This window comes from Pokkaliibacter sp. MBI-7, from assembly GCF_029846635.1.
Taxonomy (GTDB): Bacteria; Pseudomonadota; Gammaproteobacteria; order Pseudomonadales; family Balneatricaceae; genus Pokkaliibacter.
In genome coordinates, this window is record NZ_JARVTG010000002.1 from 1,447,079 (window position 1) to 1,462,333 (window position 15,255).

General features: G+C 54.9%; 12 protein-coding genes. 5 read left to right on the top strand and 7 right to left on the bottom strand.

All coding sequences use genetic code 11. From position 1 onward, the window contains the following. Positions 1–93: 93 nt before the first annotated feature. Both QCD60_RS26280 and QCD60_RS26285 read right to left on the bottom strand, forming a co-directional pair. The gene (locus QCD60_RS26280) at positions 94–1,299 is read right to left on the bottom strand and encodes a methyltransferase (RefSeq protein WP_279789922.1); all 1,206 of its coding nucleotides are present in this window, start codon (positions 1,297–1,299) and stop codon (positions 94–96) included. After that, positions 1,296–2,120, bottom strand: a complete 825-nt coding sequence (locus QCD60_RS26285) for an inositol monophosphatase family protein (protein WP_279789923.1) — start codon at positions 2,118–2,120, stop codon at positions 1,296–1,298. The genes QCD60_RS26280 and QCD60_RS26285 overlap by 4 nt, the downstream gene beginning before the upstream one ends. Positions 2,121–2,233: 113 nt before the next feature. Here QCD60_RS26285 and QCD60_RS26290 point away from each other — a divergent pair, with 113 nt between their 5' ends. Both QCD60_RS26290 and QCD60_RS26295 read left to right on the top strand, forming a co-directional pair. Next, entirely contained in the window at positions 2,234–3,106 is an 873-nt protein-coding gene (locus QCD60_RS26290) for a DUF4349 domain-containing protein (RefSeq protein WP_279789924.1), read from the top strand. Positions 3,107–3,500: 394 nt separating this feature from the next. Then, positions 3,501–4,112 carry a Yip1 family protein gene (locus tag QCD60_RS26295; protein ID WP_279789925.1) on the top strand — a complete coding sequence of 204 codons (612 nt, stop codon included), beginning with the start codon at positions 3,501–3,503 and terminating at the stop codon, positions 4,110–4,112. 64 nt (positions 4,113–4,176) lie between these two features. Here QCD60_RS26295 and yccS read toward each other — a convergent pair whose 3' ends face one another. The 5 genes from yccS to QCD60_RS26320 all read right to left on the bottom strand — a co-directional run bounded on the left by yccS (position 4,177) and on the right by QCD60_RS26320 (position 9,206). Continuing rightward, positions 4,177–6,372, bottom strand: a complete 2,196-nt coding sequence (yccS, locus tag QCD60_RS26300) for a YccS family putative transporter (RefSeq protein ID WP_279789926.1) — start codon at positions 6,370–6,372, stop codon at positions 4,177–4,179. A 99-nt stretch (positions 6,373–6,471) separates the two neighbouring features. After that, a complete protein-coding gene (locus QCD60_RS26305; protein ID WP_279789927.1) occupies positions 6,472–7,770 on the bottom strand; it encodes an APC family permease in 1,299 nt (432 codons plus the stop codon). Positions 7,771–7,821: 51 nt separating this feature from the next. Then, positions 7,822–8,193, bottom strand: coding sequence for a glyoxalase superfamily protein (locus tag QCD60_RS26310; protein WP_279789928.1), 372 nt, complete (start codon positions 8,191–8,193; stop codon positions 7,822–7,824). A 161-nt stretch (positions 8,194–8,354) separates the two neighbouring features. Then, complete coding sequence (locus QCD60_RS26315) at positions 8,355–8,825, bottom strand: PA2169 family four-helix-bundle protein (protein WP_279789929.1); 471 nt, start codon at positions 8,823–8,825, stop codon at positions 8,355–8,357. A 213-nt stretch (positions 8,826–9,038) separates the two neighbouring features. Further along, on the bottom strand, positions 9,039–9,206 hold the full coding sequence (locus tag QCD60_RS26320; RefSeq protein ID WP_279789930.1) for a DUF1328 domain-containing protein: 168 nt from the start codon (positions 9,204–9,206) through the stop codon (positions 9,039–9,041). A 646-nt stretch (positions 9,207–9,852) separates the two neighbouring features. Here QCD60_RS26320 and QCD60_RS26325 point away from each other — a divergent pair. From QCD60_RS26325 to QCD60_RS26335, 3 genes are all read left to right on the top strand, one after another. Then, the gene (locus tag QCD60_RS26325; protein WP_279789931.1) at positions 9,853–10,227 is read left to right on the top strand and encodes a TonB-dependent receptor; all 375 of its coding nucleotides are present in this window, start codon (positions 9,853–9,855) and stop codon (positions 10,225–10,227) included. Between the two features lie 187 nt (positions 10,228–10,414). Next, on the top strand, positions 10,415–12,043 hold the full coding sequence (locus QCD60_RS26330) for an amidohydrolase family protein (protein ID WP_279789932.1): 1,629 nt from the start codon (positions 10,415–10,417) through the stop codon (positions 12,041–12,043). After that, positions 12,040–15,090 carry an FAD-binding and (Fe-S)-binding domain-containing protein gene (locus tag QCD60_RS26335; RefSeq protein ID WP_279789933.1) on the top strand — a complete coding sequence of 1,017 codons (3,051 nt, stop codon included), beginning with the start codon at positions 12,040–12,042 and terminating at the stop codon, positions 15,088–15,090. Before QCD60_RS26330 ends, QCD60_RS26335 begins: the two co-directional genes overlap by 4 nt. Positions 15,091–15,255: the final 165 nt, after the last annotated feature.

Here is a 15,255-nt window from a genome sequence, read left to right on the forward strand (position 1 = left end):
TCTCGCAGTTTATCGGGCCCCTATGGGGCCCGTTTTTTTACAGACCTACAGCTGGCCAGACACCTGATAACAGCGATGGCCCATCAGGCAACGCTATAACCGATGTGCACTGAGCAAAATATTACGTGGTGTCAGCTCTCTGGCACAGAAGGTACTCAGCGCTACGGAAAACCCCTGCTCTTCCAGCGCCAAAGCACGGTCTAGCACCAGCCACACTTCCAGTGGCCGTCGGTACAAATGCCTCACCACCTCTGCCAGACGCACCTGTCGATAACGCATCTCGCCTTGTTGCAGCCAGTGAGCAAAATCCGTCTGATCCGGTATGGAGCACCCCAGTTGCTCTGCCTGCTGCTGGCAGAAGTCAGCAAAAGCAGCAGGTAGCTGGCCATACGGAATACTGGGCATCGACAGATACTGGCTGTCTTGCTGCAGCGTCTGCCGCAGAAGATCAAAGGCCAGACGCCAGATACTTGCCTGCCTGCGCTGACGCCGGACATAAGCTGGCGCCGTTACAGTCTCCTGTACAGCAAGACGCAACTGTTCGCGACTGATACAGAGTTGCAGGTCAGCACATATCTGCTGGCCTCGCCGTGAAAGAGGCTGATAGACCGGCTGTTCAGTCAGGTGATAACAACAGGGAGCCAGCGTAATACGCTGCATCTTCTCAGGCGTTGCCAACGCAATCAGGCGGCGATGGAGATCACCGCAGGCGTGCAATGCCAGTACATGACTGTCTGCCTGCAGATGCTGGCACACCGAGTCGGCCAGTACATCCTGAGTCACAGCTGTGACGGAGGTGTTTTGACTGCGACTCAAACGCTCCCCTTCTTCACACAGCGACACCTGCCATTCCAGAGCCGTTACCGGCATTTGATACAGCCTTGAAATAGTCCGGGCCAAATGGCCCTTTCCCGCACACCACTCCAGCAAATGCGAGGGAGACGCTATCGTCACCCCTGAAACAAAGGCGCATACCTGCTGCCATTTCCGGCCCGGCATATGATCACCCCAGGTAGAGGGCAGCGATAAAACTGTCTGCCCTGTCGCTGGTATGCCGCTCAGCTGCTGGAGCGCAGTAACAGGCAACCATGCTGCCAGCCAGCTTTCTGCCTGTTCCGGATCATCTTCAAAACGCTGCAATTGCTTGTCATCGACCCGCTGCAGTGCCCGCCAAAGCGGGCGATAGTTTTTCTGCCAGTCCAGCTGCTCTGTTTTGAACGGCACCTGCTGCCAGAACTCAGCCCCCTCCACCAGCAGCTGGCTGAGCTGCTCAAACCTTTCGGCGAGATTTTCACTCATAGGGTAGATTCAAGAATCTGCTGAAGAGGTCCAAATAGAGGGGGGCTGGCAACCAGCAGATGTTCGCCATTCAGCTCTTCAGGCACCAGCGACTTCGCTTTGGCAAAGCGCCCGACCTGCGCCCCCGCTTCTCTGGCAATCAAATAGCCTGCGGCCATATCCCAGGGGTTGACCGTTTCGTAGTAAGCACCGAGGCGCCCCGCCGCCACATAGCAGATATCAATGGCTGCCGATCCCATCCGGCGCACATCCTGAACCTTTGCCATCACGTGCTGCAGCCGTTGCAGCAGATGCGGTACACCTTCTTTCTCATAGGGAAAGCCGGTCGCTACGAGGGCCTGTCGCAGCTCGGTAACATGAGCAGCCTTGATGGGCTGACCGTTGCAGAATGCTCCCTGACCTCGAATAGCCGTGAAGGTTTCCTTCATGAAGGGGCAGTGAACCACGCCGACTTGTGTCACGCCATCCACAGCAAAGGCAATAGACACAGCAACAGCGGGTTGCTGATTGGCAAAATTGACGGTGCCGTCGATCGGGTCTATCACCCACAGCGGCCCCATCAGTGCCTGAGGGTCAGAAAAGTCGGGAGCAGACTCTTCAGAGAGAATATTGTGGTCAGGATAGACCGACTCGATCCCGGCACGGATCAACGCATCGGCTGCCAGATCCGCAGTCGTTACCAGCTCGACACCGCGCTTGTAATCAAGAGAAAAGCTCTGGTTATTACGCTCGCTGATCAGTACCTCACCGGCATGACGAGCCAGTGACTCGGCATAAGCAGCAAGAGGCAAAATAAATGAATCTGAATCACCTTTAAACATATCGTGTCCATGGCCTAGGCTAGAATGAGCGCCAGTTTACCAAAATCAGCCGTCAGCACCGATGTCAGATCTGTTATGGCCAGCTGACCCTCTCTCATATGCAGGAGCACTTCATGAAAGGAATACCTCGTTCATTCGCGATCATTGGCTTTTCCCTGATAGCCACACTGGGTCTGACGGCCTGTCAGCAAGGCCAGGACGCTGCAAGCAGTGCTCCCGCCGGGCAAGTGGCTGCAGGCTTTGCCAAAATGGCTCCCGCCCCACAGCGAATGATGCTTGCTCAGGAGGCCGCGCAGGACGCAGCGCCGGGAGAACAGCAGCAATTCATTGAAGAACACCGCTATCTGCGCTTCCAGCTACCGGAAGCAGACCTTCAGTCCACCTGGCAGAAGCATGCAGATCTCTGCCAGAAGTTTGACTGCGAAGTCATCAACGCCAACATCCAGACCACTCAGCAATACCAGCAGGCCCGGGCCACTCTCAGTGTGCGTGTTGCCCGTCCGCAGATGGCTGACTTCCTCAAGGCACTCGGTGATGCCGGACTGGTGGAGTCCAGCATCGACCGTCAGGATCGCACCGATGAAGTGATTGACGTGGAAGCACGCCTGAAAAATCTGGAAGAGGTGCGAGATCGTCTGCGTGGCCTGCTCAACACCCAGTCAGCGTCCCTCGGAGACGTTGTGCAACTGGAACGTGAGCTGGGACGTGTACAGGGTGATCTGGATGCCGCCAAAGGCAAACGTGCCTATCTTTCCAATCTCACGGAAAAAGTACGTATTGATCTGAACTATGAAGTGCAGCCAACCTTCAGCGACAGTAGCATCATCCAGCCGCTTATTGATGCGCTGTACAACAGTGGCGCCGTATTCTTCCGCAGTGTGGCCGAGGTACTGACCTTTGCTGTCGCCCTGCTGCCCTGGCTGATACTACTGATCCCAACCGCATGGATTCTGGTGGCTCTGGTACGCCGTAAACAAAGGAAATAACCTCCGTGAACGGGCGCGCCTCCCAGCCGTTGTGGGAACGCGCCCCATCACCTTGTCCCGCCTCCCAAAAACATCTGCTCAGCCGCTATCGATCAGACATCACTTGGCAGCCACTCTTTTTGCTTCACTTTGTTTCTGCTCTGCTGGACCCGTCCTTTAGACAATCGCGCCAGAAATGCCGCTCTTCGCCCTTTCTGCCACATATTCCCCTGGCATAGCGCCTCGATCAGCCGCCAGAGTGCACAGTGTGCATAACTTTCAAGAAGGCAGGCCTTTGATTTTTTCAGAGTCATCTATACTGAAAAAGTGCAAGACACAGTTCACTGCATCTGCATGGAATCAGTGTGTGGGTTGACAATAAAAAGGCTTCTTCAAAAGAAGCGAGGGGGAATCCATGATTAATCACATTTGGGGTCTGCTGCACCATCCCGATCGTGAATGGCGGTCCATCAACAGTGAAGGCGAGACGATCAGTCACCTTTACACCCATCATGTGCTGTGGCTGGCAGCGATACCTGTCATCAGTGCTTACATTGGAACAACGCAGGTCGGCTGGACGTTGGGAGGCGAAAAGGCCGTTCAGGTGTCGATGCTCGATGGCCTCTGGCTCGGCATCATGTTCTACGTACTTATTATCGGTGCCGTCGGTTTTGTTGGCGGTGTGATCCACTGGATGGCGCGTCACCTGCCTGAGCGCCCAGACCTTCAGCAATGTGTCGTCTTCGCTGGCTACATCGCCACACCGATGTTCCTCAGTGGTTTGTTTGCGCTCTACCCGATTGCGTGGCTGTGCTTCCTGGCAGTCGTCAGCGGGGTTTGCTACACCGGCTACCTGCTTTATATCGGCACACCGAGCTTCCTTGGCATAAGCCGTAAACAGGGCTTCATCCTCTCCAGCACCACCCTTGGCATCGGCGTTCTGGTGCTCGAGGCGCTGCTGGCAGTGGTCGTATTGCTGTGGAGCATGGGCTCTGATTACAGTCTGGTATGGATGTATATGAAATAAACTCACCACCTCCGGTGTAAGCCATTATTCTGTCCCTGATGACCCGGCCTGCTGCCGGGTCATTCTATTTCTGCTCAGTCAAAGCAGGGGCTGCACTGGCTACCCGCTGCTGCATGTCCTGCAAACGCTCCCGTAAAGGTACCAGCTGCTGGCTAATGAGCAGCAACTGCGTCTGCACCAGACGATGTTGATCATCAAGGCCGTCAGCCAGCTGCTCCAATGCCAGTAAAGTCGCTTGCTCATCGGGCTGTGCAGGAGTGACGGGCCGTCGCTCTGCCAGATCCTCCGCCATGCGTTGCAACTGGCTGACGATCACCTCCGCCGCCTGATCCAGCACTTCATCACCGGCCACATCCAGCAGCTCATGGCGGTGAGCACCCAGGGCTGACAGATAACTCAGCAGAGTATGACTGACGACCAGCACAGGGAAACAAGCCTCCGCATCCTTACGAAAATGCCCTGGCTCCAGACGCATATTCGACAGCGCTGTCGATAACGCTGCATCAGCGTTGTGGGCATCGCGCCGCGCGACGCGATAATCCAGATCGTCTTTCTTGCCGGTCGCATACTGCTGCATCAGCTGGCGCAGAAAACGCCCATTACAGTCGAGCACATTGGCTACAACACGATGTAACTGGCGCCCCTGCCAGTCTGGCAGAATGGTGAAGACTGCCAGCCCGGCAATCAGGGTGCCTAACACCGTATCTAGCAGACGGGGCCAGATCAGCCCGTAGCCATTGCCCACCTGATTGAAGCAGCACACTACCATCAGGGTGATAAATCCCGTCGCCAGCGCATACTGGCTCTTGCGGGTAACAAAGAAGGAAACGCCTGCCACTACTGCAATCAGGCTTTGAATGAGCGGGCTGGGAAACAGCGTAATCAGCGCCCAGCCAGCGATCAGTCCAACGACCGTTCCCCCTACCCTTTGCCCCAGACGGATGCGCGTTGCGCCATAGTTGGGCTGGCAGACGAATACCGTGGTCAACAGAATCCAGTAACCCTGTGACGGGTGAATGGCATGCAGTACGCCATAGCCAATACACAGCGCAATCGACAGGCGCAAAGCATGCCGGAACAGCAGTGAGGTAACGGACAGATGCTGGCGCAAGCGTTGCCATGCCTGTTTAAGCGTGCGGGGATTGTGGTCGAACAGCACACTGTCCTGATCGCTGGCCAGCGCATCGGGATTATTAGCTGTAGCCAGACGCTGCTCCAGACTGGCCAGATTGTCCGCCAGCGCATTCAGCGAGCGCAGCAAGCTACGCCACTCAGACCGTTGCTGTTCCTGCAGATAGGTGAGCGAGGCTTGCAGGTCGGCGTGAGCCTGTCGCGTATCGCCATAGTCAAACGGCTTTCGCAGGCGAATGGCAAAGGCCAGTCGCTTACAAGCTCTGCCCTGCTGATCCAGCAAGCGCTGACAGCGGAACAACACGTCACTGTGAAAGAATGTCTTGCTCAGCTGGTGATAGGGGTAATGAGACGAACTGGCACGCTCGTGGATATCCTGCGCAATGAAATAGAGACGCAGATAGCGATTGACCTTCTGCCCGCCACTGCCATCCATCCGACTGAGGATGGTTTCCTTGACCAGGTTGAGGGCGGCCACCACCCGACCATTCTGTCTGGCTAATGCCAGACGACGCTCCTCGATGTCCAGTTCTTTCACTGGCTCCAGTAGCGTCGCCTTGATCTTCAGATAACTGCTCAGCTCAACAAAGAGTGTTGCCAGCCCCTGCTGCACCGGCTGGTGCGCAAACAAGGCATGCCAGATCACCGACAACAGGCTGTACCAGCTGGCACCGAGCGTCAGCAGCAAGGGTTCGTGCCAGAATGTGGTCGCCATTTTGCCCTGATCAACACCGATCATGGTGTACACCGACAAGATCAGTGTCGCCTGCCCCAGGGTTGCATAGCGATCACCCAGTGCACCAAACAGCGTCAGGACAAAGGTGGAGAGCGCCAGACCCGCCACAAACAGCAGCGGATAAGGCATCAGCAGCTTGACTGCGAAAGCCGCAACAGCAAAACAAACCAGAGTCACCCCGCTGGCGCGTAAACGGCCGAGCCAGCTGTCATCGGTTTCCGCCAGTGCGCTGGCAATAACACCGAGAAATAGCGGAATAACCAGCGCGATCTGATCTGTCAGCCAGCAGCCCGCCATGACGCCGCTGAGAGCAATAAAGACACGCAAGCTGTAGGTGAACTTTTCCAGCGCCCACAGGCGCCGCAGAGATTCGGCAAAGGCAGGTAATGACATCAGACTCTACAAAACCAGGAAACAAACGACTCCAAGCCTAGCGAATGCCGTGCCAGACTGTCCACGTCTTCACACCACTACGCTGACGGAATGAGGTAATCAGTATTGCCTGCCGAGAAAGTGGCCCCGCACGATCGTGCCAAAGACCCCCTCAAAACCACAGGAAATCAGTAAAAAACCGAGAAAAACCCAGAGAGCACGCACGTCGGTCTGACAGGTGTGAATGAGCAGCACAACCAGCGCCAGAGCACACAACACGGTACCTGCTCCATAAAGCCAGATGCTGCCCCCGATGCGCTGACGCAATCTGCATGCACTGGCATTCACTAGTGTAAAGATCAACAGAAAACTGGCACTGCCGATAATGGCGATTTCATTGAGGCTGATCGTATTAGCAATCAGCAGACTGATAATGGCGGTCATCAGCACACCGACCACAGGTTTATTCCAGACCTCGTGATCAAACTGCTCAGGCAGCTGTCCGTCTCTGGCCAGAGTGTAGCCAAGACGCGCATTGCCATAGATGGTAGCGTTGATAGCAGAGAAGGTAGCCAGCAAAGCCGCTGCTGCTACGATCACAAAGCCACTTTGGCCCAGAGCAGGCCTGGCAGCCACGGCCAGTGCATAATCCCTGGCAGTCACCAGCTGCGCCTCACTTACCGTGCTGACCGTCAGCACCGCAATCACCACATACAGCACCATGACCAGCACAACCGACAAGATAAAAGCCAGCGGCAGGTTGCGTCGCGGGTTCTCGATATCCTCTGCGGCGTTGGCAATGAGCTCAAATCCTTCGTATGCCACGAAGATAATCATGCCCGCCGCCACAATAGAAAGCGGATCCCCCCACTGGGCCGGACTGACATGCTGAATATCCATATAAGGCAGGCTGGAATAAATGATGAACACCAAGAGTGCCAGTTTCAGCACCACAATCAGGGTCTCCGAACGGCTGACAAAACTGGCGCTGATCAGATTGATGGCGGCTGGCAGAATAATCGCCACACTGATCAGGGCATGCTGCTGTAGGGGTGAAACGCCATCTGCGAAAAAAGTCGCCGCATAGGAGGCGAATGCACTGGCGTAGAGAGCAATGGTGACCAGATAGCTGAGCCACAGCATGACGTTCACACTGCCCGAGGCCAGATTGTTACCGAAAGCATTATCAATGAAGACCACCGTACCGCCCCGATTGGGATAGGCCACAGCAAGACGGGCATAACTCACAGCGGTTAACAGCGCAACTACACCAGCCAGTGCAAAAGCCACAGGAGTAGCGCCGTGGGCGGTCGACACCGCCTCGCCCAGTACAGCAAAAATACCACCCCCGACCATTCCCCCGATGCCGATGGCGATTGCCCCCATCAGCCCCATACGCTCTGCCGTGCTTTGCCTCATATATCGTCCCGAAAGCCGGAAATAGTGGTGCCTTAGAACGTTTTCACGTGCTTAGCAAACTTCGTCGTCTCTGGTAAAAACCAGTCGGTTTCCAAAGGGATCGATTATCGCCATATCACTGGTTCCCCATGGCATCTTCTTGATCCCCGGATGCGCGTAGGCATAGTTCCTGGTGTTCAGTTGCTCGCAATACTGATGCAGATGGTCACAGGGGATACGAATGGCACTGCCAGGACAGCAATCACCATGGTGCTCAGTCAGATGCAGTACACACTGGTCGAGGGAAATTTGCAGGTAGAGAGGAAAGTCGCGATCAAAGCGATGCTCCCAGTCGAGATGAAAGCCGAGGAAGTCCAGATAGAACTCCCGGGCTCTGGCTTCATCAAAGATTCTCAGGATCGGAATAGCACCGGATAACGACATGGGAACCTCCAGTTGTTGCCGCACAGGAAGCCCCAAGAATAGCGTGCCCACTGAGTTCAAGCGACACAGTGGGCAAACTTCCTCACTTTTTAAACGTTCTCGCTGCTTACCACGTTCTTGAGTCTGCGGATATATTTCTAACCGCAGGTGCACCCTTTATCTCAATGCGGCTTTAACACGTTTTTCAGATGATGCATCCGCGCATGCGCCTGCTGGATGTGGGTTAACTGGTCATTTAACTGCATGCTCAACGCCGGGTTGCTCACGGCATTGATCGCCTCCTGCATCTCGATCAGCGTACGATCCTCAGATGCCAGGAGCTGTTCAACCAGCACATAATCTTCCTTGTCGTCTGCAGCCAGTGCTGTTTTAACTTCCGTGTACAGTTCGCGCAGGTATCCCTCGACGGTTTGCTCACGCGAGAGCGGTTTAGCCTTGCGCATCTCATACTCCGGTCGAAGCGCATTGATGACTGAAAGGCGGGCTTTCAGCTGTTCGTCAAACACCTGACGCAGCGCCGGGTTATGCGCCTGCTGCGCCGCATGCTGATAGAACTGTTTACCGTCTTCGCACACGTTGACGATATGTGACAGGACATCAGCATCATACTCATTGATTATTTGGTTACGCATACAATTCTCCCTGAATCAGCGCTTCAGTCGGCGCCACTTCCCTGTTGCATCCCTGTTAATCCCTTGGATGAAGGCCTGACCTGAAGCCGTCTTACACTCGCAAAACAACAACTACACTCGCAAAACAACAATGCATTATTGCTGCTGTCGCCTCTAAATCCTTGAATCAGCTATCAAAAAACCTGATTGACGACCAGTAAACTTACTTATCGATCAGACTTTTGGGGGTCTTCTGCCAGTAATAAGGAAGATGACAAACATCACCAGAAAGACCAGAAACAGAATTTTCGCAATTCCGGTCGATGCCGCAGCAATTCCGGTAAAGCCCAGCAAGCCCGCCACAATAGCGAGAATAAAAAATACAGCAGCCCATGAAAGCATGACATTCTCCTTGGCAATTCATAAGAAATAATTCGCTATTATCTGACAAATAGAAAATCAATTTCAGAATTAGCAGTTTCCTTTATTAGTTCTTTACGTGATGATCATCCATGACCTCTGACTCTTCTCTGTTCTGATTAGCCATTCTCAAAACATCAATAGCCAATCTCTCAATCACGTAATTCTTATCTTGCGTCGAAAGCTGTAAGCCAGCTCTCGCAAAAATACAAATCAAGATGCATGCCAAACTATAAATGATTGATTTATATTAATTAAATATTTTTCATAAAAATTGAGAGATCAATATTACAAGGAATAACTGGCAATAATTACATAGTCAGAACCTGAATGTTTTCAATTAATTATATTCAATCTCTACACATCACAATTCGCATCTTAAAAACAGCCAGATAACCGTTTGCAACTCAGCACGCCACAACTGCTCATCATCATGGCATTACCCTGACACTAACTGGACTCATCCTCGTCAGGTATTAGCCCACTCCGCTTTATTGAGCTACACCTTAAATGGCAACCTGTGCCTATGCTGACAATGAGCACCAGCATGATCCCTACAGGTGTCTTTTGCTCTTTGAATAACGGCGATTTGATATCTGGTGTAATTCTGATCCTCAGGAGACTGAGAATGGACAGAAAGTTTGTTATGGCAGGCTTGGGCTACGCGTTAGTCGGTTTGGCTCTGGGCATCTATATGGCTGCGTCTAAAAACCACAGCCAGCTGGTGACACATGCCCATATCATGCTGCTTGGCTTTGTCGTGTCGTTTATCTACGGCGTCTGTCACAGACTCTGGTTGCAGAATGTTCCTGTTCGCATGGCCAACCTGCAGTTCTATATTCATCAGCTGGGCACGCTGGTGCTCCTGATCGGTCTGTTCTGTCTTTTTGCTGGCCTTGTCCCGGAACCCATTCTGGGGCCCGTGTTAGGGATCGCTTCTGTCATTGTCTTTAGTGGGCTGGTGCTGATGAAAGTGATGTTCATCAAGTACGCCAGAACCTGACCTGCCCGTACCTTTTGGCTCTGTGTTGCCTGGTTTTTGAAACCAGGCTCAACGCAGCAGACTTCTGTTCCCGGTTTCCACCTTGAATACCCCTGTTCAAGTTATTCCCAGTGTCTTTCACCTCCGCTCAGAAATCAGTAGAATCCCCCAACTTGTCCTACAAGCTGACAACTTGTTGAGGTGCCTGTTGACGCTACGTAAACCTACCATTCTCTCCAATGAACTGGCCGGAGCATTGGAAGCCCAGATTCGTACTGGCGACTATCCTGCGGGAACCAAGCTGCCCAGTGAGGCACAGCTATGCGCGCGGTACGGCATCAGCCGCAATGTAGTGCGCGAGGCTCTGGCGAGACTGAAATCATCCGGACTGGTAGAAAGCCGTCAGGGCGCAGGCGTGTTTGTACTTTCAGCCTCTGCTCACCAGAGCTTTCGCATCGTTACCAGTGAGGGAGATCGTCTGGCACTGCGTAAGTTGTTCGAACTGCGTCTAGAAGTAGAAGTGGCCGCCGCCAGCATGGCAGCACGACGCCGCCAGAGTGAACAGCTGATAAGACTTGAGCAGCTGCTACTAGTACTGACCGACAGCCCGCAGCCACTGCAGATTGAGCAGCAGATGCAGGAGTGTGTTGCCGAGGCCTCCGGCAATGAATATCTCAGCGGTTTCCTGGCCTACCTTAATGGGGCCGACCGACTGGCCGACGGCTTTCTGACCGTCTGGTGGAGTCAGCACCGTGCGGACCTGATCCGCCACTGGCAGCAGATTATTGCCGCCATTCGCCTTGGTGACCCGGACCTGGCCCGCCGTGAGTACTGGCGCTATCTGCTTGACAGTGCGGAAGGTTGCGGGATTCGTGGCCTGCAGGGGTGGGAGCGGACCCGCATGAGCAATCTGGCAGAACCCTTCGCTCCGCTTTGCGCGGCCCCGGATGCAATGCCTCGCCGCCCCCGATTACCAATTCCCCTGGGCGCCTGTGACTGCCACATGCATGTCTTCTGGCCTGAGTTGCAACGCCCCTTTACACCTCATCGCTCCTACACACCGCCCCCTTCTTCACTGCAGGACTATATGCGGGTGATGGATAAACTGGGCCTGTCCCGCGCCGTCGTCGTACAACCCAGCGTCTATGGCACAGACAATCACGTCACGCTGGAAACCCTGCGACAGGGCGGTGACCGTTTCCGCGGCGTGGTCGTGATTGACCCTGATACACCGATGAATGAACTGCTACGCATGCACGCACTCGGCGTACGTGGCGTGCGCATCAACCTGCTGTTCAAGAGCGGCGTCGCCGTGTCGGACGTACGTACTCTGGCGGCCAAAGTTGCCCCTCTGGGCTGGCACCTGCAGATTCTGCTGGATGTATCAGAGTTCTCCGATATCGAAGCCAGCCTTGGCAGGCTGCCTGTGCCGGTAGTCATTGATCATATGGGCCATCTGCCACCGGAGTTCGGCCCTCAGCATCCCGGCTTTGTCAGCATGCTGCGCCTGCTGGAACGTGGTCAGCTGTGGGTCAAACTGTCTGGGGCCGAGCGCATCAGTGCTGATCGCTGGCCCTATATCGATGTACGCCCGCTGGCAGAAACGCTGCTGGCGACCAATCCTGAACGTTTACTGTGGGCCAGCGACTGGCCTCATACCTGCCTGCCCGGCGCCATGCCCAATGATGGCGATTTGCTGGATCTACTGGGACTGTGGACCGATAACCCAGCCCTTCAACACCGTGTTTTAGTCGACAACCCGGCATTGCTCTACGGCTTTGAGCCGATTGAGCAAGGCCAGCCTGTCGGCCCTGATGAGAAAGTGAGTACCCTATGATTCCCCGTCTTGCCGAAGTATCGCCGCTGCAAAGCGACTATCTGGCCTTCCTGGATGCCCTGAAAGCTCAGGGTTTTGAAGGCGACGTCAACCCGGATTATGCCAACCGCACGGTGCTGGCAACGGATAACTCCATCTATCAGGTGATGCCACAGGGCGTGCTCTACCCCGCCTCGACCGCTGACCTGCAACGCATTGCCCAGTTACTCAACCAGCCTCGCTTTCACAAGGTCAAGGTGTCACCCCGTGGCGGTGGCACCGGCACCAATGGCCAGTCCCTGAATGACGGCTTGCTGGTGGATGTGTCAAAGCACATGAACCAAATCATTGAGATCAATGCAGCTGAACGCTGGGTGCGGGTGCAGGCGGGCGTGGTCAAGGATCAGCTCAATGCCGCACTCAAGCCTTACGGCCTGTTCTTCGCCCCTGAACTGTCTACCAGCAACCGCGCCACCATTGGCGGCATGATCAATACTGATGCCAGTGGCCAGGGATCCGTGCGTTACGGCAAGACACGCGACCACGTACTGGAACTGCACAGCGTGCTGCTTGACGGCACTCTGTGGCACTCCAGCCCGCTGACGCAGGAGCAGCTGGAGCCCATGCTGCAGAGACAGGATCGCGTCGGTGAAATTCACCGTCTGGCAGACAGTATTCAACGTACCCGTCAGGAAGAAATCAGCGCGACCTTCCCGAGACTGAACCGCTGCCTGACCGGCTATGACCTTGCGCATATCCGCGATGAGCAGCAGCGCTTTGATCTCAATGCCCTGCTGTGTGGCTCTGAAGGCACCCTGGCCTTCATTACTGAAGCCAAGCTCAATGTGCTGCCCATCCCCAAATATTCTGCGCTGGTCAATGTGCAATATGGCAGTTTCAACGAAGCACTGCGGGATGCTCAGGGCCTGATGCGCGGCAACCCGACGTCCATTGAGACGGTTGACTCCAAGGTACTCAATCTGGCGATGCAGGACATCATCTGGCATAGCGTGGCCCAGTGGTTCCCCCAGACCAGCGAGACGCCTATTCAGGGTATCAATCTGGTGGAGTTCACCGGTGACGATGAGGCCATACTGGCAGAAGAGGTAAACCGCCTCACCGCCCAGCTGGATGCTGAAGCTTCTGGTGGAGTCCGCCTCGGCTATACCGTGGCCATGGGCAACGACAACGTCAAACAGATTTGGGGAATGCGCAAGAAGTCCGTCGGCCTGCTGGGCAATGCGCAGGGCGAGCGTCGGCCAATTCCCTTTGTCGAGGACACCGCCGTGCCTCCAGAGAATCTGGCGGATTACATTCTTGAGTTTCGAGCACTGCTGGACAGCCATGGTCTGCAATACGGCATGTTCGGGCACGTTGATGCCGGCGTGTTGCACGTACGTCCAGCCATCGACATGAAAGATCCCGAGCAGGAGCCATTGGTCCGCATCATCTCTGATGGCGTCGTCGCACTAACGCAGAAATACAAAGGTCTGATCTGGGGAGAGCACGGCAAAGGTGTCCGTTCGGAATACGGCCCTGCCTTCTTCGGCAACCTTTATGCCTGCCTGCAGGAACTCAAAGGCACCTTTGACCCCTACAACCAGCTGAACCCGGGCAAGATCGCCACACCCGCCAAAGACGGTGCAACCCTGCTGAAAATTGATGAAGTGCCGACCCGAGGCCAGTTTGATCGCACCATTCCCGTTGCCAGCCGTCTCAAGTTTGAAGAAGGCATGCACTGTAACGGTAACGGTGCCTGCTTCAACTTCGACCCGGACGACGCCATGTGCCCGTCCTGGAAGGGTACACGGCAGCGCATCCATTCACCCAAAGGCCGCTCCTCGCTGATCCGCGAGTGGCTGCGACTGATGCAGAAGGAACATGCCGACCCGGTACAGCTGGCCAAAGAACAGCGACAGAGTTCTGCAGTTCAGACCTTTATTCCCAAGGTCAAAAACACGCTGGCAAAACGTCGTGGCGAATATGACTTCAGCCATGAGGTACATGAAGCCATGGCGGGCTGCCTGGCCTGCAAATCCTGCGCCGGACAATGCCCCATCAAAGTCAATGTGCCCGAACTGCGCAGCCAGTTCCTCGAGCTTTACTATGGCCGCTATCTGCGCCCATTGAAGGACTACTTTATTGGCACACTGGAGTTCGTCATCCCTTATCTGGCACGCACTCCCTGGCTGTATAACGGCCTGATGGGGAACGGCCTGACGCGCAAAGCACTGCAGAAATACGCAGGCATGGCCGACAGTCCGCTACTCAGTGATATTCGACTGGATCGTGCCATGGCAAGTATGGGCATTCCCTTTGCCACTCAGGAAAGTCTGCAGGCTCTGACCGCAGAACAGCGCAGCAAGGCTGTGATTATTGTGCAGGATGCCTTCACGTCCTATTTCGATACCCAGGTCGTGACCGATATTCTGGCCCTGCTCAGCAGACTGGGCTTCAACCCCATGGTGGCGCCTTTCCGGGCCAATGGTAAGCCGCTGCATGTGCATGGCTTCCTCAAGCAGTTCACGCGCACGGCAGAACGTCAGGCACAACTGCTCAATACCCTGGCAGCCACCGGTATTCCTCTGGTGGGCATTGATCCGTCAATGACCCTGACCTATCGCAGCGAATACAAAAAATATCTGGCAGCAGGACAGGCGCCTCAGGTTCAGCTGCTGCAGGAGTGGCTGTCAGAGCACGTCACCACATTGCAGTCAAAAGCAGACCGCCTGCGTCAGGGAAGCTTCAAACTACTGGCTCACTGCACCGAAAAAACCAATGCTGCACCCAGTGTCAGTGCCTGGCAGAAAGTCTTTGCTGCGCTGGGTCAGGAACTGGCGGTAATCAACACGGGCTGCTGTGGCATGTCAGGTACCTATGGTCATGAAACGGCCAATCTGGATACATCAAAAACCATTTATGGCCAGAGCTGGGCCAAAGTGGTGAATGATCCGGCTAACCGGGGAAAACTGACGGCAACAGGTTACTCCTGCCGCAGTCAGGTAAAGCGAATGGATGCCCAGCAGTTGCCTCATCCATTGCAGATTCTGCTGCAGCAGTTGCACTAAGCAGGTTTTCACGACCGGCTGCGCGCAAACGTGAGGCGTTGAAAAAGTCTTAGGGAGGTTCGTTTATGACCAGTCAATTCAGCCTTCCTGTTTTTTCACCTGTCAGGCCTCAACTCATGAGGTCGTGTCCACGTCGCAAGATCGCTAAAAAGTGAAGAAGCAGCT

What these genes read in the sequence shown, in the direction of transcription:
- QCD60_RS26305 (WP_279789927.1), bottom strand. Translation starts at nt 7,770, where the DNA reads ATGAGGCAAAGCACGGCAGAGCGTATGGGGCTGATGGGGGCAATCGCC.
- QCD60_RS26280 (WP_279789922.1), bottom strand. Translation starts at nt 1,299, where the DNA reads ATGAGTGAAAATCTCGCCGAAAGGTTTGAGCAGCTCAGCCAGCTGCTG.
- QCD60_RS26320 (WP_279789930.1), bottom strand. Translation starts at nt 9,206, where the DNA reads ATGCTTTCATGGGCTGCTGTATTTTTTATTCTCGCTATTGTGGCGGGC.
- QCD60_RS26335 (WP_279789933.1), top strand. Translation starts at nt 12,040, where the DNA reads ATGATTCCCCGTCTTGCCGAAGTATCGCCGCTGCAAAGCGACTATCTG.
- QCD60_RS26310 (WP_279789928.1), bottom strand. Translation starts at nt 8,193, where the DNA reads ATGTCGTTATCCGGTGCTATTCCGATCCTGAGAATCTTTGATGAAGCC.
- QCD60_RS26295 (WP_279789925.1), top strand. Translation starts at nt 3,501, where the DNA reads ATGATTAATCACATTTGGGGTCTGCTGCACCATCCCGATCGTGAATGG.
- QCD60_RS26325 (WP_279789931.1), top strand. Translation starts at nt 9,853, where the DNA reads ATGGACAGAAAGTTTGTTATGGCAGGCTTGGGCTACGCGTTAGTCGGT.
- QCD60_RS26315 (WP_279789929.1), bottom strand. Translation starts at nt 8,825, where the DNA reads ATGCGTAACCAAATAATCAATGAGTATGATGCTGATGTCCTGTCACAT.
- yccS (WP_279789926.1), bottom strand. Translation starts at nt 6,372, where the DNA reads ATGTCATTACCTGCCTTTGCCGAATCTCTGCGGCGCCTGTGGGCGCTG.
- QCD60_RS26290 (WP_279789924.1), top strand. Translation starts at nt 2,234, where the DNA reads ATGAAAGGAATACCTCGTTCATTCGCGATCATTGGCTTTTCCCTGATA.
- QCD60_RS26285 (WP_279789923.1), bottom strand. Translation starts at nt 2,120, where the DNA reads ATGTTTAAAGGTGATTCAGATTCATTTATTTTGCCTCTTGCTGCTTAT.